Source organism: Arthrobacter pigmenti, from assembly GCF_011927905.1.
Classification (GTDB): Bacteria; Actinomycetota; Actinomycetes; order Actinomycetales; family Micrococcaceae; genus Arthrobacter_D; species Arthrobacter_D pigmenti.
Window position 1 is genome coordinate 22,069 of the sequence record NZ_JAATJL010000001.1, and the last position, 19,595, is coordinate 41,663.

At 64.5% G+C, this 19,595-nt stretch carries 20 protein-coding genes; 8 read left to right on the top strand and 12 right to left on the bottom strand.

The genetic code is table 11. The features are described from left to right. Window positions 1–10: 10 nt before the first annotated feature. The 7 genes from BJ994_RS00120 to BJ994_RS00150 all read right to left on the bottom strand — a co-directional run bounded on the left by BJ994_RS00120 (window position 11) and on the right by BJ994_RS00150 (window position 8,059). On the bottom strand, window positions 11–1,009 hold the full coding sequence (locus tag BJ994_RS00120) for a sugar phosphate isomerase/epimerase family protein (protein WP_167990123.1): 999 nt from the start codon (window positions 1,007–1,009) through the stop codon (window positions 11–13). A gap of 48 nt (window positions 1,010–1,057) precedes the next feature. Next, window positions 1,058–2,227, bottom strand: a complete 1,170-nt coding sequence (locus tag BJ994_RS00125) for a Gfo/Idh/MocA family protein (protein ID WP_167990125.1) — start codon at window positions 2,225–2,227, stop codon at window positions 1,058–1,060. Continuing rightward, a complete protein-coding gene (locus tag BJ994_RS00130) occupies window positions 2,224–3,102 on the bottom strand; it encodes a sugar phosphate isomerase/epimerase family protein (RefSeq protein WP_167995751.1) in 879 nt (292 codons plus the stop codon). Before BJ994_RS00130 ends, BJ994_RS00125 begins: the two co-directional genes overlap by 4 nt. A 106-nt stretch (window positions 3,103–3,208) precedes the next feature. Continuing rightward, on the bottom strand, window positions 3,209–4,438 hold the full coding sequence (locus BJ994_RS00135) for a substrate-binding domain-containing protein (protein ID WP_167995752.1): 1,230 nt from the start codon (window positions 4,436–4,438) through the stop codon (window positions 3,209–3,211). Beyond that, the gene (locus tag BJ994_RS00140) at window positions 4,438–5,547 is read right to left on the bottom strand and encodes an ABC transporter permease (RefSeq protein WP_167990128.1); all 1,110 of its coding nucleotides are present in this window, start codon (window positions 5,545–5,547) and stop codon (window positions 4,438–4,440) included. The genes BJ994_RS00135 and BJ994_RS00140 overlap by 1 nt, the downstream gene beginning before the upstream one ends. Continuing rightward, on the bottom strand, window positions 5,544–6,557 hold the full coding sequence (locus BJ994_RS00145; protein WP_167990131.1) for an ABC transporter permease: 1,014 nt from the start codon (window positions 6,555–6,557) through the stop codon (window positions 5,544–5,546). Before BJ994_RS00145 ends, BJ994_RS00140 begins: the two co-directional genes overlap by 4 nt. Next, a complete protein-coding gene (locus tag BJ994_RS00150) occupies window positions 6,554–8,059 on the bottom strand; it encodes an ATP-binding cassette domain-containing protein (RefSeq protein WP_167990134.1) in 1,506 nt (501 codons plus the stop codon). The genes BJ994_RS00145 and BJ994_RS00150 overlap by 4 nt, the downstream gene beginning before the upstream one ends. A gap of 131 nt (window positions 8,060–8,190) precedes the next feature. On the opposite strand from BJ994_RS00150, the gene BJ994_RS00155 reads away from it, so the two are divergent. Beyond that, a complete protein-coding gene (locus BJ994_RS00155; RefSeq protein WP_167995753.1) occupies window positions 8,191–9,390 on the top strand; it encodes an ROK family protein in 1,200 nt (399 codons plus the stop codon). Between the two features lie 148 nt (window positions 9,391–9,538). On the opposite strand, the gene BJ994_RS00160 is transcribed toward BJ994_RS00155, so the two are convergent. Then, window positions 9,539–10,426, bottom strand: coding sequence for a type IV toxin-antitoxin system AbiEi family antitoxin domain-containing protein (locus BJ994_RS00160; RefSeq protein ID WP_209066402.1), 888 nt, complete (start codon window positions 10,424–10,426; stop codon window positions 9,539–9,541). Between the two features lie 276 nt (window positions 10,427–10,702). Between BJ994_RS00160 and pyrE the strand changes: the two genes are divergently transcribed. Genes pyrE through BJ994_RS00175 form a run of 3 tightly spaced genes read left to right on the top strand, consistent with a single transcriptional unit; the run spans window position 10,703 to window position 12,936 of the window. After that, entirely contained in the window at window positions 10,703–11,266 is a 564-nt protein-coding gene (gene pyrE, locus BJ994_RS00165) for an orotate phosphoribosyltransferase (protein ID WP_167990139.1), read from the top strand. Next, the gene (locus tag BJ994_RS00170) at window positions 11,266–12,261 is read left to right on the top strand and encodes a thioesterase domain-containing protein (RefSeq protein WP_167990142.1); all 996 of its coding nucleotides are present in this window, start codon (window positions 11,266–11,268) and stop codon (window positions 12,259–12,261) included. Before pyrE ends, BJ994_RS00170 begins: the two co-directional genes overlap by 1 nt. A 30-nt stretch (window positions 12,262–12,291) precedes the next feature. Further along, a complete protein-coding gene (locus BJ994_RS00175; RefSeq protein WP_167990144.1) occupies window positions 12,292–12,936 on the top strand; it encodes a UdgX family uracil-DNA binding protein in 645 nt (214 codons plus the stop codon). Here the strand turns inward: BJ994_RS00175 and BJ994_RS00180 are convergent. Beyond that, entirely contained in the window at window positions 12,933–13,655 is a 723-nt protein-coding gene (locus BJ994_RS00180) for a tyrosine-protein phosphatase (protein ID WP_167990147.1), read from the bottom strand. The two genes, BJ994_RS00175 and BJ994_RS00180, sit on opposite strands and share 4 nt — an antisense overlap. After that, window positions 13,655–14,434: an HAD-IIA family hydrolase gene (locus tag BJ994_RS00185; protein ID WP_167990149.1), complete on the bottom strand. Its 780-nt coding sequence runs from the start codon at window positions 14,432–14,434 to the stop codon at window positions 13,655–13,657. Before BJ994_RS00185 ends, BJ994_RS00180 begins: the two co-directional genes overlap by 1 nt. 61 nt (window positions 14,435–14,495) lie before the next feature. Here BJ994_RS00185 and BJ994_RS00190 point away from each other — a divergent pair, with 61 nt between their 5' ends. Continuing rightward, window positions 14,496–15,137, top strand: coding sequence for an RNA methyltransferase (locus tag BJ994_RS00190; RefSeq protein WP_167990152.1), 642 nt, complete (start codon window positions 14,496–14,498; stop codon window positions 15,135–15,137). Here the strand turns inward: BJ994_RS00190 and BJ994_RS00195 are convergent. Next, entirely contained in the window at window positions 15,115–15,654 is a 540-nt protein-coding gene (locus BJ994_RS00195; RefSeq protein ID WP_167990154.1) for a MarR family winged helix-turn-helix transcriptional regulator, read from the bottom strand. The genes BJ994_RS00190 and BJ994_RS00195 overlap by 23 nt on opposite strands. A gap of 196 nt (window positions 15,655–15,850) precedes the next feature. On the opposite strand from BJ994_RS00195, the gene fbaA reads away from it, so the two are divergent. Together fbaA and BJ994_RS00205 are read left to right on the top strand one after the other, a co-directional pair. Then, window positions 15,851–16,870 (top strand): class II fructose-bisphosphate aldolase, encoded by a 1,020-nt coding sequence (gene fbaA / locus BJ994_RS00200; RefSeq protein WP_167990157.1) that lies wholly within the window; start codon window positions 15,851–15,853, stop codon window positions 16,868–16,870. After that, window positions 16,870–17,292: a DUF3151 domain-containing protein gene (locus tag BJ994_RS00205; protein WP_167990159.1), complete on the top strand. Its 423-nt coding sequence runs from the start codon at window positions 16,870–16,872 to the stop codon at window positions 17,290–17,292. The genes fbaA and BJ994_RS00205 overlap by 1 nt, the downstream gene beginning before the upstream one ends. A 103-nt stretch (window positions 17,293–17,395) precedes the next feature. On the opposite strand, the gene BJ994_RS00210 is transcribed toward BJ994_RS00205, so the two are convergent. Then, window positions 17,396–18,025 carry a hypothetical protein gene (locus BJ994_RS00210; protein ID WP_167990162.1) on the bottom strand — a complete coding sequence of 210 codons (630 nt, stop codon included), beginning with the start codon at window positions 18,023–18,025 and terminating at the stop codon, window positions 17,396–17,398. A 124-nt stretch (window positions 18,026–18,149) separates the two neighbouring features. Between BJ994_RS00210 and BJ994_RS00215 the strand changes: the two genes are divergently transcribed. Continuing rightward, window positions 18,150–19,592, top strand: coding sequence for a GntT/GntP/DsdX family permease (locus BJ994_RS00215; protein WP_167990164.1), 1,443 nt, complete (start codon window positions 18,150–18,152; stop codon window positions 19,590–19,592). Window positions 19,593–19,595 lie beyond the last annotated feature (3 nt).

The following is a 19,595-nucleotide window of genomic DNA, read 5'->3' on the forward strand; positions in this document are numbered from 1 at the left end:
GCGAGGAAAGCTACTGCTTGAACGCCGAATCGAACGACGACGACGACGGCGCGAAGTCGAACTTCTTCAGGAACGCCAGCGCCTCCGGAGCGCCCTCAAGCCGGTCCATCCCGGCGTCCTCCCACTCCACGGAGATGGGGCCGTCGTAGCCAATAGCGGTCAGGGCACGGAAGCTGTCCTCCCACGGGACGTCTCCGCGGCCTGTCGAGACGAAGTCCCAACCCCGCCGCGGGTCGCCCCATGGCAGGTGTGAGGACAGGATCCCGTTCCGTCCGCCGCCCATTCGCATCTTCGTGTCCTTGCAGTCCACGTGGTAGATGCGGTCCGCGAAGTCGGAGATGAACGCCACCGGGTCAATCTGCTGCCACAGAAAGTGGCTCGGGTCCCAGTTCAAGCCGAACGCGGGCCGGTTCCCGACGGCGTCGAGCGCCCGCCGGGTGGACCAGTAGTCGTAGGCGATCTCTGACGGGTGAACCTCGTGCGCGAACCGGACGCCGCACTCGTCGAAGACGTCGAGGATCGGGTTCCAGCGGTCCGCGAAGTCGGTGTAGCCGGCGTCGATCACGTCCTGGCCCACGGGAGGAAACATTGCCACGTACTGCCAGATGGAGGAACCGGTGAACCCGACGACGGTCTTCACACCAAGCCTCTGCGCAAGCCGTGCGGTGTGCTTCATTTCCTCCGCGGCGCGTTGCCGGACGCCCTCCGGTTTGCCGTCGCCCCACACCCTCGGGCCAACGATCGGCTGGTGCCGGAAGTCAATGGGATCATCACACACCGCCTGGCCCTTGAGGTGGTTGGAGATGGCCCAGACTTTAAGCCCGTTGCGTTCCAGGATGTCGAGGCGGTCCTGGATGTACGCGTCGTCGTCCCAGCGCCACGCATCCAGATGGTCACCGGATACTGCGATCTCCAGCCCGTCGTAACCCCACTGACCGGCGAGCTCGGCCACCTTCTCGAACGGCAGGTCGGCCCACTGGCCGGTGAAGAGCGTGAAGTTTCGTCTCATGGGTGTCTCCTTGCGGCGGCGGTTCAGGATTCGGCGGCGGTTCAGGGTTCAGAGTACGACGGCGGCGCCGGACTGCGCCGCAGACGTTTCGATCGCGGCGAGGACCTTCTGAACCTCCAGGCCGTCCTCGAACGACGGCGACGGTGCGGTTCCGGTCCGGATGGCGGTGAGGAAGTCGGCCGCCTGGTTGGTGAAGGTGGAGTCCCAGCCAAGAATGTGACCGGCCGGCCACCATGCCTCAAGGTAGGGGTGTTCGGGCTCGGTGACCGGAATGGTGCGGAACCCCTGGGTTGCGGCGTGCTCGGTTGCGTCGAAGAACTGCAGCTCGTTCAGCCGCTCGAGGTTGAAAGAGAGGCTGCCGGCCGATCCGTAGATCTCAATCTCGAGCGAGTTCTTGCGCCCGGTGGCGAACCGCGAAACCTCCAGGCTGGCCACAGCACCGGAGGCAAGGTGCAGGGTGGCCCAGGCGGCGTCGTCGACGGTTACTTCTTCCGGGCCGTCCGGGCCGGTGCGGGTCTTCACGAAGGTATTCACGGTGCCGGTGAGAGATTCGATGGGCGATCCGCACAGGTACCGCACCTGGTCCGCGGCATGGGACGCGAGGTCGCCCAGCGCCCCGGAACCGGCCGTTTGCTGGCGGAGGCGCCAGGTCATGGGCGCGTCCGCGTCGGCGAGCCAATCCTGCAGGTAGCTCACGCGAACCTGCCGGACCTCACCCAGGCGGCCCTCGGAAATGAGCTTCTTCGCCAGTGCGAGCGCCGGCACCCGGCGGTAGTTGAAGCCCACCATCGACTGGACGCCACGTGCCTGTGCACGCTGGGCGGCGGCCACCATGAGTTCGGCCTCGGCAAGGGTGTTGGCGAGCGGCTTCTCGACGATCACGTGTTTGCCGGCGTCGAGTGCTGCGATGGCAATCTCGGCGTGAAGGTGCCCGGGGGTACAGATGTCGACGATGTGAATGTCGTCCCGATCGAGGACCTGGCGCCAGTCGGTGAGGCTTTCCTCCCAGCCGTACTGCTGGGCAGCCTCTTTGACGTGCCCGGCGTCGCGTCCGACAAGCACTTTCTGTGCAACCTGCGGGGACGGATGGAAGGCGTTGACGTTGCGCCACGCGTTCGAGTGGGCCTTGCCCATAAACGAGTAACCGAGCACCGCCACACCGAGAGGGCCCGCCTGCACAACGTCCGGGGCAGAGGGGGCCGGCGCCGTCGTCGTCATAACTGCATCTCCTTGATGGTGCTGTTCTGCATGATGCGGAGGAAAGCCAGGCCGTCCTCGGCAAGTTGGTCCTGCGTCTCGGCCAGTGGCCGCCAGATCGAAGCGGCCGTCGCAATGCTGGCGTTCAGTGCGGTGAAACTCTCGATATTGAGCGCGCCCTTGTACCGGATGCGGTCCAGGGCGTCGAAGATGCCGTCCCAGTCGGTCTGGTCGCCGCCGGGTGCACCGCGGTCGTTCCCGCAGACCTGCAGGTGGACCAGGTGCTCCCCGGCGGTTTCGATCGCCAGTGCCGAGGACCGCTCCTCGATACCCAGGTGGTAGGTGTCCAGGGCCAGGCCCACGCCGTGGCCCAGTAGCGGCTCAAGCGCTTCCAACGCCTGGGCAGTGGTGTTGATGAGGGAGGTCTCGTACCGGTTGAGCGGTTCAATACCCAGTACGACGCCGGCGCTTAGCGCTTCCGCGGCAAGGGGAGCCAGGTTGCGGCGCAGTTCGGCGTAGGCTTCCTGCCGTTCGGTTTCGCTCATCCGCCACACCCGGCCGGTGGAGGAGTAGAACGGGCCGCAGACGGCGGAAGCACCGACGTCGTGCGCCAACTCGATGCAGGCGCTCAGATAACGCTGCGTCTCCGCGATGGTCGCAGGGTCTGCTCGCACCAGGTCCCGACCTGGAGCCATGGCCCCGACCACATAGGGCTTCAACCCGGTATAGGTCAGGACATCCCGAACTGTTGCCGCTGAAAAGTCCCCAATGTTCTCCAGGGGCAGCTCGACGGCGTCGAAACCCAGGTCCGCGATCCGCCGGAGCAGGTCCGGCAGGTTTGCGTCCGTGAGTGGGGATGCCCAGACCCAGGTGTTGACGCCGATCGAGCGATGCATGTTGTTGCCTTTCATTGCATCGACTCTCCCCAAATGGTTGTTCTGGACGCCGAATACGGGCTGGGAAGCGCCATTTGGGGAGAGTCGATACAGGGTGAACCGGTGGTTACGGAATGATGCGTTCCTGCCAGACCTCCGGGTAACCCGGGAGGTCTTCGCCGCCGAACTTGGCGTAGTGGCCGTCAGGCATACCCTCGTTCGCCGCGAGGAAGTCAGCACGCTGGTCCTCGGTGATCGGCTCCTGCGGCAGAACCCACTCAGCCGGAATCTCTTCGCCGGCAAAGATCTTCTCGAGCGCCAGCAGCGGAGTGCGCCACTGGAAGTTCGAGTAGACCGGAGCCAGTCCGTTCAGGCCCGTCTCTTCCCACTTGCGCAGGAAGCTCATCTCGTCCTCACCGGTCATGACCGGGTAGTCCACACCGGCGTCCTCGAACGCCTCGATCGCCGCGACGGCGCCGTCGCCCGCATCCATCCACACGCCGTGGACGTCGCCGGTGGCAAGCTCATCGGAGATGATCTTCTTGATCTCGGTGGGGTCGGCGCCGGTGAAGTAGTCCACCGCTTCAATCCCGTTCTCCTCGAAGATCTTCTCAGCCGCTGCCCAGCGCTGCTCCAGGACGTCCACGCCCGGAAGAATCCTCAGGGCCACAACCTTGTTGCCTTCTTCCAGGTTCTCCACCAGGAAATTCGCGCTGTCGATGCCCCAGGCGAAGCCGCCGATCGGGTGGATGAACGTGGTGGCGCAATCAGTGTCCACACCGCGGTCGAAGACGACAACGGGCTTGCCGGTTTCACACGCACGCTCAACTGCCGGAGTCAGGGCCGCCGTTGAGTTCGGGGAAATGACGAACGCGTCGCAGTTGCCTTCAGCGATGAAGTAGTCGAGGTCGGCGATCTGCGTGTTGTCATCCGCTTGCGCGTCACGGGTCTCCATCTCGGAGATGACGCCGGACTCCTGCAGCACCTTGAGCTGTTCGTTCATGGTGATCCAGCCGGTCTGCCGCCACGGGTTGTTGATCGAGGCATTGGAGAAGCAGACCTTCTGCGGGCCGTCCGCGGTGTACTCGGCAGTTTCGACCATCTCACCGTCGATGTATTGCAGCCACGGCGTTTCCGCGTCACCCTCGAAGGTTGCTGAGCGCTGTTCGAACTGCTCGTCATACTCCTCCTGGACAAACCATTCGTCGCTGCTCTCTCCCGCTGGGGTTGCCGCGGGCTCTCCACCGGCGTCCGCGGACGGCGGATTCTCGATGGATGAATCGGTGGTGCAGGCGGTCAGGGCGAGCAGCGCTGTTGCTGCCACCACAGTGACCTTCGTTGGGATGCTTCGACGCATCATTTTCCTCCCTCATTGGTGCCCACGGCGGGCTTTGGTGCATCTGTTTCTGCTATTGGGTGTTGCGGTTCATGGGTGGTGCTGCTCCGGCCGCGCCTGCGGCGCTGCCACGTCTGCGCTCCCGCGGCTACGGCGAGAATGATGATCAGGCCCTGCACTGTGTCGCGCCAGGTTGACTGGACGCCGACGAAGTTCAGCAGGGTGAAGAGCATTTCCAGGGCAAACGCGCCGGCTGCTGCCGACAGGACCCAGCCGCGACCGCCACCGAGTAATACGCCGCCCAGTACGACGGCGGTGATCGCCGTGAACTCGTAGCCGCGCCCAACCGACGGATGGACGCCGGCGTAGCCCACCAGGATCACACCGGCCACCGTCGCTGCCAGTGAGGAGAGCATGAACGCGCGGGTCCGCACCCACCAGACGCGTGCGCCGGTCAGCGCGGCCGCTCCGGCGTTGTCTCCGACCGCCATGAGGGTGCGTCCGTACGGGCGGCGCATGAGCAAGAAGGCGCCGGCGCCCAGTACCGCCAGGATGATGACGGGGTAGGGGAGGACCTCCAGCACGGGAATTCCCTCGATGCCGCCGCGGCCGATCTGGCGGAAGCTATCCGCCGGGTTGCCGGTTGCAGCGCCGCCGGTCCAGTAGAGAACCAGGCCGAGGAGGGCGAGCATCATCCCGAGCGTGACGATGAAGCTGGGCACTTTCAGGAGTGTGGTGAGCAAGCCGTTCACGAGACCGACGAACGCGCCGAACACCAGCATGAGGAGCAGGACAGGGATGGCCAGACTGTCATTCTCGCCGATCAGGTTGCCCGCGATGATGACCTGCGCGGTCACCAGAGAGCCCATCGAGAGGTCGAACTCGCCGCAGACAATTACGAAGTACTGTCCGATGGCCGCGATGGCGATCGGGGCGGTGCGGCCGATGAAACGGATCAGCGATCCGGGCTCCCCGAAGGACGGGTTGACCGCGATGACAGCGATCAGCAGGACGACGAGCAGCACGAAGACGGCCCCGCTGGGCGTCCGCAATGCGCGGAGTATTCGCTCGCCTCGAGTCGACCGGTTCTGCTCAAGGGCCTTGTTTCGGGGTGTGGTCGCGGTGCTCATGCGGCAACCTCCTGCCTGGCGGCGCTCTTCGACTCAGGGCGCGGGGTGCTGGGGAATCTGTCCGTCCGGCTGGCGGATTTCCGGCGGGCGTAGATGGCAACCGCTACGACGATCACGATGCCGCGGACCACGTCCTTGAGGAACGGGTTGATCTGCATGACGCTCATGATGTTGTCGATCATCGCGAAGATCAGGACTCCGCCGAGGGTTCCCACCAGGGATCCCTTACCTCCGGCGAGTAGGGTGCCGCCGAGTACGACGGCGGCGATGGACAGCAGGTCATAGCCGCCCTGGGTGCCGATCGTCGGGCTCCCGACGCCGAGCCGAGCGGCAAGGAGCAATCCGGCGAGGCCTGCCATGACCGAACAGATGACGTGAGCTGCGATGATCGGGGTGCGGGTCTGGATACCGGACATGCGGGCCACCGCCATGTCGCCCCCAACAGCGTAGATGTGGTGTCCCAGCCGGGTCCGGGTGAGCATGAGCAGCACGACGGCGGCGCACACCAGCATGATGAGCGTCGAGATGGGCACGGGCCCGATCCCGGTGGCGCCGAGCAGCCGGAACTCGATGGGAGCCTGTCCGGAGCTGCCCTTGTAGTTGGTTGCGAGGTACCCGCTGACTATCAGTCCCACGCCGAGGGTGGCAATGAAACCGTGCACCTTGAGACCGGAGACAATCAGCCCGTTGACCAGCCCGATAGCCGCCGCGACGAGCAGCGCCAGGAGTACGCCCGGCAGTATATTGACCGCCTGGTTCGCCATGATCCCTGCGGAGACTAGGCTGCTCAGGCTAACCACGTAGGGCACCGAAAGGTCGAGGCTTCCCACAAGGATCACCAGGGTCTGGCCGATGGCGATGAACCCCAGCACGCTGGTGCCCGTGAGAATGGCGGAGATGTTGCCGGTGCTGAAGAAGCTGCGCCCGGCGGCACCCACCAGGATGGCTCCGGCGATGATGGTCAGGAGCACTACTGCGTAGACGACGTGCGTTGAGGTCAGACGCTTCATGAGAGGGCCTCCGTCCGGGCCCCGGTTGCGAGTTGGAGGACCTGTTCCTCGGTGCTGTGGGGGGCAACTTCGCCGGCAATCCGGCCGTCGCGCATGACGACGACGCGGTCCGACATCCCGAGCACCTCGGGAAGTTCACTCGAAACCATCAGAATGGCCTTTCCTTCCGCTGCGAGGGAACGCATCAGGTTGTAGACGGCTACCTTCGCGCCGACGTCGATGCCGCGGGTTGGCTCATCCAGCAGGACAATCTGCGGGTCGATCGCGAGCCACTTGGCAAGGACGACTTTCTGCTGGTTGCCACCGGAGAGGTACTGGACTTCCTGGTCGAGGTCGCGCGCAACCACTTCCAGGGATGAGAAAACTCCGGGGACGCCGGCCCTGGCAGTCGAGGTCTTCTGGGGGAACACTGACCGGATTACCCCGAGCGCGTTGTCCAGGATCGACTGGTTCAGGCTCAGTCCCTGGGATTTCCGGTCCTCGGTGATGAGAGCGACGCGGCGGCGGATGGCCTGCCGCGGACTGGAGACTTCATACGGCGAACCGTCCAACTCCATACGTCCGCGTGTGAAGGGCTGGGCGCCGAAGATCGCTTCCACGAGTTCAGTGCGTCCCGAGCCCTGCAGCCCCGCAACGCCGACAATCTCACCGGCGTGAAGCGAAAGGCTGATGGAATCGAGCTGGTGGTTGCCGCCGTCGTCGATTGTGAGCAATGCCTTTCCGCGCTCGGTGCCTGGCAGTTTTTCCGGGAAGAACGCCGAGATGGGGCGACCCACCATCATGCGCACCAGCGCGGCGTCATCCATGCTCGACGCCGGTTGGGTGCCGACAATCTCGCCGTCCTTGAGGACGGTGATGGTGTCGCACAGATCGAAGATTTCCTTCAGCCGGTGCGAGACATACAGGATGGCGGTGCCGCGCTCCTTCAGGCGGCGGATGATCGCGTACAGCAAATCGACTTCCGGGCCGGCGAGCGCAGCCGTTGGCTCATCCATGGAGATGATTTGCGCGTCATAGCTGACCGCCTTCGCGATCTCCACGATTTGCTGCTGGGCTACGGAGAGGGAGCGCACTTCGGTCGAAGGCTCAATGCTGGTAATTCCCAGTTGCGCCAGCAGTTCTGCGGTGTTGGACTGCATGGCCTTGCGATCCACAAGCGGGCCCCTGCGAGGTTCCCTACCGAGATAGATGTTCTCGGCGACGGTGCGGTCGGGCAGGAGGTTGAACTCCTGGAAGACCGTTGAAAGACCGGCTTTCTGCGCCTGCGTGGGGTGGTGGAAATCCACCTCTTCGCCATTGATCTCGATGGTTCCGGCGTCCCGCTGGTAGACGCCGGCAAGCAGTTTCATCAGTGTTGACTTACCGGCACCGTTCTCACCGACGAGGCCGTGCACTTCTCCTGCATGCAGTTCCAGATGCGCGTCCTTGAGTACCTGCACACCGAAAAACGCCTTAGTGAGCCCGGTGACCCTGAGAACAGGTTGGTTGACTTCTTTATCCACGCCTTCACTGTGACACAGATCGCAGACTTTTGTCGAGCATCAGTCAAAAGTATTTGGTTTGAGATCAAATAGTTACCTGCATGGCGAATGGAAGTGCCGCGTGATTTACTAAAAGGGTGGCCAAATCAGTGATGGAATCAGTAATCCAGCGGGCGTCCGGAGTGCCGGCACCGGGGGCCAGTGAGGTGTTTCAGCTCCTGCGCGACGGTCATCCCCGCACCCGCGCCGAACTGGCGTTGCTGACCGGACTGGCGCGTTCCACAGTCGCCTCGCGTGTTGACTGGCTCATGCGCACGGGGCTCATAGCGCCCTATGGGGGAGCCGTGTCCACCGGCGGGCGGCCGCCGTCATTGTTCGCCCTCAATCCGGGGGCGCGCGTGGTGATCGGCGCGGACATCGGAGCCACGCACGCCATCGTCGTCCTGACCGATCTCTCGGGGCGGGAGATCGTCAGTGAACGCGAGGAAATCACCATCTCCGACGGTCCGGAGGCTGTGCTCGGCTGGTTGGCTAAGGCCGTCGAGGCGCTCCTGGACAAGGGGAAGCGCGGATCGTTCGAGCTGGCGGCAATCGGCATCGGGCTTCCCGGTCCGGTTGAACACGAAACCGGCATGCCGATCAATCCGCCGATCATGCCGGGCTGGGACCGGTTCGATGTTCCGCACTTCGTGCAGCGCAGTTTCAACGTGCCGGTCCTCGTGGACAACGACGTGAACATCATGGCGCTCGGTGAACAGACCGGAAGCTGGCCGGAGGTCGCTGACCTGATGTTCATCAAGGTCGCTACGGGTATTGGCGCAGGGATCATTTCCGGGGGACAGTTGCAGCGGGGCGCGCAGGGTACGGCGGGCGACCTTGGACATGTCCGCGTTCCACGGGGCGGAGAGGTGCTCTGCCGCTGCGGAAACACCGGCTGCCTGGAGGCCCTTGCGGGTGGGCCCGCGCTCGCCTCGGCTCTGAACGAGCTGACCGGAGGGTCCCTGGTGACAAGCCGCGACGTGATCGATCTGGTTCGCTCGGGCGATGCGACCGCAATCCAGGTCATCCGGCAGGCGGGCAGGGACATCGGTGACGTTCTGGCCACGTGCGTGAACCTCATCAACCCATCCGTTGTAGTTATCGGCGGGTCCCTCGCGCAGGCCGGCGAGCATTTGCTGGCCGGTATCCGGGAGGTGGTGTACCGGCGTTCACTGCCGCTGGCCACCGAACACCTGCGGATCGTGCCGTCAGTTGCCGGCGAGCGCGCGGGTGTGATGGGTGCGGCGTCGATGGCTATTTCGCACGTGCTCTCGCCCGAGGCAATCGAAGCGGCGAGCCTGCAGACGGGGTAGCCGGGGACGGCAAGCGGCGGCGCGCGTCGTCGTCGTTCCTTTGTTCGCGGCTTTGCGGTGCGGGAAGGCGTGTCGGAGCCCAACACGCCGGGAAAATGGTGGCTTCCAAACTCAAACCCGCGAGGGTTGGAACGGCCCGGATTTAGGCTCAGCGGACAACCCGCCCGGAAAGCACAGTCCGTACCTGCTCCAGGACGTCATCGCGGCGGAACGTGACGTCGCCATAACCGAAGCGGAGGTACAGGTAGCCTCGCGCGATCAGTTCGTTGTTCCTCCGGCGGTCCCGGTTGCGCGCCTCCCGGGTCGAATGGAATTCATCGCCGTCCACCTCAACCACCAGGAAACCTTCCAGGACAAAGTCGACCCGCCCCACGTCGTCGATGCGCACCTGGGTCTCCACAAAGTAGCCCGTCCGTCGGAACATGACCCGTGCCACCACTTCAATAGCCGACTCTGCGCATCCGCTGACCAGCTCAAGCGCGGCACGTGCCTTCCCGTTCCGGTTTCCCTGCAACCTGTCGAGAAGGAAGGTGCGGACAGTGTCTCCCCGGCGCAGCGAACTCTCCACCACAACTGCTGCCTCCACCGGCGGTAGGCAGTGAAGAGCGTGAATCAGAACATCCACGAGCCCCACGACCGGCAAGCGTCGATCCACCGGAACACTCCGCCGTCGGTGGTGGTTGAGATGGGGAGCACATCTGCCGCCCGGACAGGTGAGGTGATGAGCGGTGGGTTCATGAAGGAGCCAGAGGCCGTAGTGTCGGGCGGCAGACGCGCAGGTGACCAGCGAATTGGTAGTGAGCGCGGCGACGAATTCCGGCGGGGCATCGGGTAGCGCGAACACGCCGCGCTGTACCTGCTGTATCTCACCCGTTTGAACGGCCGCGGCGAGTGTCCTCCTGGTCAGGCCTCGTTCGAGCAGTTGGGCTGTCCGGGCAACAGAACCGGCACTACGCAGCAGAGCGACTGGATCCATCACCCTAGTCCAGTCGATTCGCATCTGGCGCTTGGCGGTAGGTCCGGAATCTGTGGACAACTAGGTACTATCAACCTTTTGTGGAGGACGAGTCGCTGCAAAATCGGGTCCCGCTTGCGCCGCAAGTTTCACTCCCCGCCGGTTGGGGTATGCCAATTGCGCGGCTTTGGAGTCAACAGGAGCGAGTCGGACGGCGACACGCCGTCACATCACGGCATCCGGGACGCAAAGCCGCGACATCTGGAACAGGACGCTTACGCCGCGAGCCAGGACGGCCGGACCGTCACGCCCCGGACCGTCACACCTCGCAAGCAAGCCACTACTAAACTGGTTCGCATGACCGATATTGCCGCTGCCCGCGCCCGCCTGAAAGAACTCATCCTGGAACTGGCGGTGGTGCGGGGGAGGGTCACTCTCTCCAGCGGCAAGGAAGCGGACTACTACATCGACCTCCGGCGCGTCACCCTGCACCATGAGGCGTCCGCGCTGGTGGGCCAGGTAATGCTGGCAATGCTCGACGACGCCGGCATCAGCTTCCAGAGCGCAGGCGGGCTCACAATGGGCGCGGATCCGGTGGGCACTGCCCTTATGCACGCGGCAGGCCGCGACAACAGGAACATTGACGCCTTCGTTGTCCGCAAGGCGCAAAAGACCTATGGCATGGGCCGGCAGGTGGAGGGTCCGGAGGTGGCGGGGCGGAACGTCGTCGTACTCGAAGACACCTCCACCACCGGTGGCTCCGCGCTCACCGCGGTGGAGGGTGTCCGCAGGGCGGGCGCCAAGGTGCAGGCCGTGGCTGTGATTGTGGACCGCGATACGGGTTCAAAGGAGCGTATCGAGGCCGAGGCGGGTGTGCCGTACCTGTTCGCGTTCGGCAAGGACGAGCTCGGCCTGGAGTAATGACCAACGATCCGAAGCGGCTGCTCAACTACGCGCATGGGCTGAAGGGGATGTCGCGCCGGCGCTTCCTCACGGGCTCTGCCCTGGGGTTGGCGTTGGCGACGGATCTCTATGTCACACGGCAGATCCAGGAAGCCCGCGAGGAATTCACCATCATCCCCGTAGAGGATGAGTACGCCGACGCCGCCTTCCCCCACGCCCGCTGGATCCTCTTTCCCGGCTACAAGACCAGTTGGGAGGAGGGCGTCTGGATCATGAATTCACTGCGCCCCGTCCTGAGCCGCCGCGGGGGAATGGCCGTGATGGGGTACTCGAACCGGGGCCTCGATGTCGCGAGCATCGTTGGCTCGCTGCGCCGGTACATCCGTATCCAGCAGATCAACACACTGTATTTCTATGGCCACAGCTTCGGCGGGATGGTCGCTGTGGAGGTGGCGTCCCGGCTGCGCGAAGTGGGCGTGGACGTGCGGTTCGTCCTCCTCGATTCAAGCCCACACGATCGCTTCGACGTGGTGGACCAGGCCATGTTCGACGGCGTTGTCTACCTTTATGAGGCCGGTGCGCGCGTGCCGTCGGTACTGCGGGGCACGTATGAACTCGCTGAGCGCATTGTGAACAAGGACGAGCGGACCTGGTCCCAGATCATCGATCAGACGCTCGCGCAGCTTTCGCCGCTGGCGCCGTCGAGCGTGCTGATCCAGTCGCAGGCGTCCTATATCTTCCACTTCAACGTTGCCCGGTTCAATCTCGGCAAAACAGAGCTCGCGTTCATCGGAAACCCGAATGACGGCACCGTCGACTATTCAATGGCGCGCCCCGGCTGGGCTGGTGCCTTTCCGGACAATATGGTCTCCGCGGACCTGATCACTGAAGGCGCCCTGCCCGCGCACGCCAGCCCTCAGTGGAACCCGCGCATTTACCAGGAGGTTGTGCGGGAGCTGCAGCGGGAATTCCTGCCCCTTCCCGTTGGGGGTTCAAGAAAGAGCTACTTCTAACGGAGGTCGAAGCTGCCTAGAGTGTTCAGCATGGTTGATGAGGAACGTCCGGGCGCCCAAGGTTGGGTGCCTGACAGCAGGTCACTGAAGGCACTGGCTGACGCGGCGCCGGAGTGCCGCGGATGTGAACTCTATGCTGATGCAACGCAGGTGGTGTTCTCCGCCGGTCCGAAGAGCGCGGGCCTCATGCTGGTTGGCGAGCAGCCCGGCGACCAGGAGGACCAGCGCGGCCGTCCCTTCGTGGGCCCCGCTGGACGCCTGCTCGCCGAAGCATTGACCGCCGCCTCCATTGAGACGAAGTCGGTCTACCTCACCAACGCCGTGAAGCACTTCCGGTTTGAACGCCGCGGGAAGGCCCGGATCCACAAAACGCCCGACGTCGGGCACATCACCGCCTGCCGGCCCTGGCTGGAGGCTGAGCTGCAGGCGGTGCGTCCCGCCGTCGTCGTCTGCCTGGGCGCGACCGCAGGACGGGCTGTCCTGGGCCGACCGGTGCGGGTGGGCGCCGAACGCGGGAAGCTCATGCCGGACCCGGCTGAGCTAGCAGCGAAAGGGGTGCTGCTCACCACGCATCCCTCGGCGCTGCTGCGGCTTCGTGACGCAGCGGACCGCGATCCGGCGTTCGCGCAGCTCGTTGCGGACCTGGAAGTAGCGCGGGACGCCGCGAAGGGTTAGGCGCGCAGGCCCGAGCGCAACGCGGCGACGTCGGCCTCGCTCATCCCGACACCCAGCAGGTAGTCCTCGATCGAACCGAAATCCCGCCGCACGCCCGCGAGGAACGTGGCCATTGCCTCGCCCGGCGCGGTCATGATGACGGGCAGATCCTTCGGCACATCGTGGGCGGGCAGCTGCCCCGACCACAGCTCGGCCAGCGCGGGCAGAATCTGCGGCAGGGCGCCGGTGGTGTGGGCGTAATCCTCGATGATCAGCTCATCCTCAACGCCTGCCACCAACAGTACGACGGCGGTGATCACCCCGGTGCGGTCCTTGCCCGCGGCGCAGTGCACGAGCGTGGTCCGGCCGTCGATGATGGGCTGCAGCGCGTTGAGAACGGCGTCCGGCCGGGCGGAGAGCCAGCTGAGGTAGTAGTTGCCGAGATCCTCCGCCGTCTGGAGGGACATCGTGGCGGCCGGGTCAGCATCCGTTGGGTCCAGCGGCGCGGCGATCACGTCGATCCCGGCATCGTGAGCCACCTGCCACGGCACCATGCCCGCTTCGCGCTCACTCCGGAGGTCTACGATCGTCTCGATGCCCTGGCGGCCGAGGAAGTCCATGGTGGCTTCCGCATCCCACCCGAAGGGCTGGCTGGACCGGTAGACCTTGCCGCGGGCCGGTGCGTGAGGGCTTCCGGCGGTGACTTCCGCGATGTCCCGCAGATTCAGGATGCCGGCCATCAGACCTGCTCAATCAGGTCTTGGACCGAATCGACGATCTGCGCGGGCCGGAAGGGGTAGGCATCCACATCTGACCGCTGGGTGATTCCGGTGAGGACCAGAACCGTGTGGAGCCCTGCCTCCATGCCTGCGATGATGTCGGTGTCCATGCGGTCGCCCACCATGGCGGTGGTCTCAGAGTGTGCGTCGATCTGGTTCATGGCAGAGCGGAACATCATGGGGTTCGGCTTGCCCACCACGTACGGTTCCCTGTTGGTTGCCGCGGTGATGAGGGCCGCGATGGACCCGGTGGCAGGCAGCGGCCCTTCCTTGGAGGGGCCCGTCACATCCGGGTTGGTGGCGATGAAGCGTGCGCCGTCCAGGATCAGGCGGATGGCCTTGGTGATGGCCTCGAAGGAGTACGTGCGGGTTTCGCCGAGGACCACGTAGTCGGGCTTCTGGTCGGTGAGGACAAAACCGGCTTCATGGAGCGCCGTCGTCAGTCCGGCCTCGCCGATAACGTACGCACGGCCTCCGGGCATCTGGTCGCGGAGGAACTGCGCGGTGGCCAGCGCGGAGGTCCACAGGTTCTCCTCGGGCACTTCCAGTCCCGATGCCTTCAGGCGCGCGGCGAGGTCCCGGGGCGTGAAGATGGAGTTGTTGGTGAGCACGAGAAACCGCCTCGAGGTGGCAACCCAGCGGTCGATTAGCTCGGCAGCTCCGGGAATCGCCTGGTTCTCGTGCACCAGAACGCCGTCCATATCCGTCAACCAGCACTCGATGTGTTCGTTCTCGCGCATACGCTTCTTTCTGAAGATCAGGTGGAAATCCAAGGTAAGTCTTTCACCTTAGGCTTGGGGGGTGAAAGAAACGGTGGAAAACGCTCCGGGAACCGTGGGAGTGGGCCCGTGGGAGGGCGAGTGGCCAACGGGCCTGCACTGGGACCCGGAACTTCTCGCCAACGGTGATACCCGCAACGTTGTGGACGAATACCGCTACTGGACGCACGAGGCCATCGTTGCTGACCTTGACTCGAAGAGGCACGAATTCCACGTGGCCATCGAGAACTGGCAACACGACCTCAATATCGGCTCCGTAGTGCGCACGGCCAACGCCTTCCTCGCCCGTGAAGTCCACATCATCGGACGACGGCGGTGGAACCGGCGCGGCGCGATGGTCACCGACCGCTACCAGCACGTGCGGCACCATGCCACTGTCGAGGAATTCGTTGCCTGGGCCGGAGGGGAGGGTCTCGCCGTCGTCGGGATCGACAACTTTCCCGATTCCGTGCCGCTTGAAACCTACGCGCTTCCGCGGAAGTGCGTGCTCGTTTTCGGCCAGGAGGGGCCGGGTCTGACGCCCGAGGTTCATGCCGCCGCAGATGCCACCCTGTCCATCGCCCAGTTCGGGTCCACGCGCTCCATCAACGCTTCAGCAGCGGCTGCGATCGCGATGCACGGTTGGGTGCGCCGCCACGTGTTCAACCAGCCGGTGGTTCGTTAGCGTCCTGTTCCGGCTGGTGGGTGTCGATCTTGTCCACGGCCTCGCGCATGCGGGACAGAAAGCCGACGACGACGGCGGCCTCCTCCTCCGAGAGGGAATCCGCGACATCCTTCATGCGCTTGTGCATTTCGCCGAGTGTTGCGCGCACCTCACAGTCGGAGTTGCGGGTTGCCTCCAGAATGAGCGCCCGCCTGTCCTTCGGATGCGGCTTGCGGACCACATGCCCGGTCTTCGCGAGGCGGTCGATCAGCGTGGTGGTGGAGGCGGAGGAGATCCCCAACCGGATGGACAGTTCCTTGGGGGTCACTTGCCGCCCGGCCTTCTGCGCTTCCAGGAGGTACCGGAGGGCGAGCAGATCGGTTTCCCCCATGCCCATGGATGAGCGGGTTCGACGGCGCATTGCCGCCTCAGCCGCGCGGTAGTCGCGCAGAGCGTTCAGAACGCCCACTGCTCCGACGCCGCCCTCATACCAGTACCCCGAAGGGTGGTTCAAGGGCGGGGGCGCCGAGATGCTCATGCGAACAACTCTAGTAGACAGCCTTTCTACTGTCACAAACAACTGGTTATTAGTTTGCCTAGCAAAATGCAGGTTGTCGTCTCGCAGTGACCCAAGGTTTCCGCGGTCTAGGGCGCCTCGATAGGATGGGGGAAGCGGGAGGCTCGAGGGTTCGGTGTGCCTCCCATCACCGAAGCGTCCACACTGAGGAGTTGCCATGCCCATCGCCACACCTGAGATTTACAACGAGATGATCGACCGCGCGAAGGCAGGCGGCTTCGCCTACCCAGCGGTCAACGTCACGTCCTCCCAGACCCTCAACGCAGCGATGCGCGGTTTCGCTGAAGCCGGCTCCGACGGCATCGTGCAGGTTTCCACCGGCGGCGGCGCCTACTGGTCCGGCGCTTCGGTGAAGGACATGGTGGCAGGATCGCTCGGTTTCGCGGCGTTTGCGCACCAGGTTGCGAAGAACTACAACGTTAACATCGCCATCCACACCGACCACTGCCCCAAGGACAAGCTGGACGGCTTTGTCCTCCCGCTACTGGCTGCCTCGGAGGAAGCTGTGAAGCGCGGCGAGAACCCGCTGTTCCAGTCCCACATGTGGGACGGCTCGGCCGAGACGCTGGAGGAGAACCTGCGCATTGCCAAGGATCTCCTGCCGCGTGCGGCCGCCGCGAAGATCATCCTCGAGGTGGAAATCGGCACCGTCGGTGGCGAAGAGGACGGCGTCGAGAACGCCATCAATGACAAGCTGTACACCACGGTTGATGACGCCATGGCCACCATCGAGGCACTTGGTGCCGGCGAGAATGGCCGTTACCTGACCGCCCTGACCTTCGGCAACGTCCACGGCGTGTACAAGCCGGGCGGCGTGAAGCTGCGTCCGGAAATCCTGAAGGACATCCAGGAGCAGGTCGGTTCGAAGATCGGTAAGGACAGCCCCTTTGACCTCGTGTTCCACGGTGGGTCCGGCTCCAGCGAGCAGGAAATTGCCGACGCGGTCTCCTACGGCGTGATCAAGATGAATATCGATACCGACACCCAGTACGCGTTCACCCGCCCGGTCGCGGACCACATGCTCAAGAACTACGACGGCGTCCTCAAGGTGGACGGCGAGGTGGGCAACAAGAAGACCTATGATCCTCGCGTTTGGGGCGCTTCCGCCGAAGCGGGCCTCGCTGCACGCATTGTCGAGGCGGCGCAGTCCCTGGGTTCGGCAGGCAAGAAGCTCTGATGTCGGACGAATTCCGCAAGAACCTCCTCGGCCCCGAGCCCACCCTGCTGCCGGAAGAGCCGGAAGTTGTCTCCCGCCTGGCCGCGGGGGATGAGGCCGTGGACCTGGCAGCCAAGCACCCGACGTCGTCGTTGGTCTGGGCCATCCTTGCCGACGAAGCGTACGCGGAAGGCCGAACCATCGAGTCCTACGCCTACGCTCGCACCGGCTACCACCGTGGGCTGGATGCGCTTCGGCGTAACGGCTGGCGCGGCGCGGGCCCGGTCCCGTACTCGCACGAACCGAACCGTGGCTTCCTGCGGTCGCTGAATGCGCTGGGTCGTGCGGCGGCGTCGATCGGTGAAATCGATGAGGCTGAGCGCATCGCGAAGTTCCTCCGCGAATCGGATCCCGAGGCAAGCGAGAAGCTGAGCGGGTCCTAGGCTGTAACCGTCGAAGGGTCGTCCTCCTCAAGGGAAGGGCGGCCCTTCGCGTTTTCAGGAACTTTCGTGCAGTTCTGGTGACTTCCTGGGGTTGGAAGTCGCGTTAGGTGCCCGAAACCTCCGACGGAACGACGACGGCGATGGTCGTCACGTCCACAACCTGCGGCTTCTTCGGCACTGAGCTGAACCCGAACCGAACCCGCGGTCGAACGGACGACAGCTCACCGAGGTCGTCTCCGGCCCAGGACACCCTGGCTGATGTGATGAGCCGCGCGCCGGTCACGCCGTAGTACTGCCTGCGCTGGTCGCGGGTAGCGCCAACGGTCCGGACGCCGGGCATGAGGACCTTCGCTACCGGGTTGATCGCGGTGAGCCAGCGCGGATGCGTTGCGACCGCCGTCGGAATGAGGCCAAGCAGCCGTCCGACGCCGGTTGTTGCGCCCAGTTCAGCCTCCACGCTGAGCGGGCCGGCGTCGAGGCTCAGCGAATCCTCGCCCATACTCACGCTCAACGGCTCCACCCGCACGACGTCGAACGAATAGGCGCCGGACACATAGTCAGCGATCGACGACGACGGCGCCAGCAGCGTCCGCGTGCCCTCAGCGCTCTGCACCATCACATCCGTGAAGGCGCCAAAGGGCGACGACGCCCACATGCCGATCACAATCCGCACCCCCGAGGTCGTGCCCAGGCCCGCTATGTGTCCTACGAATCGTTCCGTACCGGCGCTCATGGGTCCATTATGTACGGACTTGTTCCGCCCCAACACTTGACTCACATGGTGAGCACGTGCTCACATTGTAAGGAAGCAAGTGTGTCACACATCACCAACCGTTCGTCCGTGGAGGTTCTTCAGCGTGGAAGACTGGCAAATACTCACCATCACCGGGGTGGCAATTCTCGCCATCGTCGTACTGATCATCCGGTTCAAAGTGAACCCCGTACTCGCCCTTGTACTTGGCGCGGCCTTCCTCGGCCTGGCCACCGGGCTCGGCGCGAACACCACTACCGAGACGATCATGCAGGGCTTCGCGGACATCATGTTCGAGGTGGGCCTGCTGATCGGCTGGGGCGTCCTGATGGGTGCCCTGCTCAATGAGATGGGCGCGATCCGGCGCCTGGTCGACAAACTGATGCACGTCTTCGGTCCCAAGGGCATCCCCTACGCCCTCGGCCTCACCATCGGAACCGCGCTGCAGTCCATCTTCCTCGACGTGCTGCTGGTGATGAGCGCGCCGCTGGCCCGCCGCATCGCCCCGCGTCTTGGCAAGTACGGCACGGCGAAGATCGCCACCGCAATGGCGATCAGCCTCGAATGCGGCATTGTCCTCATGGTTCCCGGCGTTGCGACCGTTGCGCTGGCCGGACTCCTGAGCGTCCCGCTCGGCGAAATGCTCATCTTCGGGCTGCTGGTCATCATCCCGACCATCGTCACTTCCATCTTCATCATGAACTTCTTCATCACCCGCGGCCTGTGGAAGATCGACAAGGATCAGCAGCCGTTCGAGGAAGCCGAAGAGCCCTCCGACGGCAACGGCGCTCAGGGCAGCCTCGCCCAGACCCCCAGGGACCAGACAACCCCCAACGACGACGGCGGCAGCGGCCACGTGCGCGTCGCCGCCCCGGCGAAGACCGGCGTGGAAACCAGCGGCCGCGAGCCCGGACTGTTTGTGATGTTCGCCCCGATGCTGCTCTCGCTGGTCCTGATCGGCACCGGTGCCATCCTGAAGATGGTCAACTTCAGCTCACCGGTCATGGACTTCCTCTCCACACCGGTGATCTCCCTGCTGATCGGCCTGGTCGGCACGGGAATCGTTGCGCGGATGACCATCGGCACACCGCGCGTTGAGAAGGCAATTGCCCGCGGCTTCAGTGAGTCCGGCCAGATCCTGCTCCTCACCGGTGCCGGCGGATCGCTCGCCGCCATTGTTGCCACCAGCGGCATGGGTGACATCCTTGGCCAGTACTTCACGGCCAGCACCGTCGCCCCGCTCGTTGTGGTCTGGGCCATCGCCGCGGTGCTGCACATCGCCGTCGGCTCCGTCTCAATCTCGGCCATCACCGCCGCGGGTATCCTTGCACCCGTAGCGCCGGCCATGGGACTGAATCCGGTGCTCATCGCCCTCGCGGCAGGTGCGGGTTCGCTGTTCCTGGTGCACGCGACGTCCAACACGTTCTGGCTGCTGCAGTCGCTGCTGGGCCAGACCACCCGCGGAACGCTCAAGTCCTGCTCGCTCGGCGTCTCGGTGGCCTCCGTGATGGCACTCGGATTCACCCTCGTACTCAGCCTGTTCCTGTAGCAA

Excerpts from the sequence above, each read along its gene's own strand:
- BJ994_RS00125 (WP_167990125.1), bottom strand. The coding sequence starts at position 2,227 with ATGACGACGACGGCGCCGGCCCCCTCTGCCCCGGACGTTGTGCAGGCG.
- pyrE (WP_167990139.1), top strand. The coding sequence starts at position 10,703 with ATGACCGATATTGCCGCTGCCCGCGCCCGCCTGAAAGAACTCATCCTG.
- BJ994_RS00195 (WP_167990154.1), bottom strand. The coding sequence starts at position 15,654 with ATGAGCATCTCGGCGCCCCCGCCCTTGAACCACCCTTCGGGGTACTGG.
- BJ994_RS00170 (WP_167990142.1), top strand. The coding sequence starts at position 11,266 with ATGACCAACGATCCGAAGCGGCTGCTCAACTACGCGCATGGGCTGAAG.
- BJ994_RS00180 (WP_167990147.1), bottom strand. The coding sequence starts at position 13,655 with ATGGCCGGCATCCTGAATCTGCGGGACATCGCGGAAGTCACCGCCGGA.
- BJ994_RS00135 (WP_167995752.1), bottom strand. The coding sequence starts at position 4,438 with ATGCGTCGAAGCATCCCAACGAAGGTCACTGTGGTGGCAGCAACAGCG.
- BJ994_RS00185 (WP_167990149.1), bottom strand. The coding sequence starts at position 14,434 with ATGCGCGAGAACGAACACATCGAGTGCTGGTTGACGGATATGGACGGC.
- BJ994_RS00205 (WP_167990159.1), top strand. The coding sequence starts at position 16,870 with ATGTCGGACGAATTCCGCAAGAACCTCCTCGGCCCCGAGCCCACCCTG.
- BJ994_RS00175 (WP_167990144.1), top strand. The coding sequence starts at position 12,292 with ATGGTTGATGAGGAACGTCCGGGCGCCCAAGGTTGGGTGCCTGACAGC.
- BJ994_RS00140 (WP_167990128.1), bottom strand. The coding sequence starts at position 5,547 with ATGAGCACCGCGACCACACCCCGAAACAAGGCCCTTGAGCAGAACCGG.
- BJ994_RS00155 (WP_167995753.1), top strand. The coding sequence starts at position 8,191 with ATGGAATCAGTAATCCAGCGGGCGTCCGGAGTGCCGGCACCGGGGGCC.
- BJ994_RS00145 (WP_167990131.1), bottom strand. The coding sequence starts at position 6,557 with ATGAAGCGTCTGACCTCAACGCACGTCGTCTACGCAGTAGTGCTCCTG.
- BJ994_RS00210 (WP_167990162.1), bottom strand. The coding sequence starts at position 18,025 with ATGAGCGCCGGTACGGAACGATTCGTAGGACACATAGCGGGCCTGGGC.
- BJ994_RS00120 (WP_167990123.1), bottom strand. The coding sequence starts at position 1,009 with ATGAGACGAAACTTCACGCTCTTCACCGGCCAGTGGGCCGACCTGCCG.
- BJ994_RS00130 (WP_167995751.1), bottom strand. The coding sequence starts at position 3,102 with ATGCATCGCTCGATCGGCGTCAACACCTGGGTCTGGGCATCCCCACTC.
- fbaA (WP_167990157.1), top strand. The coding sequence starts at position 15,851 with ATGCCCATCGCCACACCTGAGATTTACAACGAGATGATCGACCGCGCG.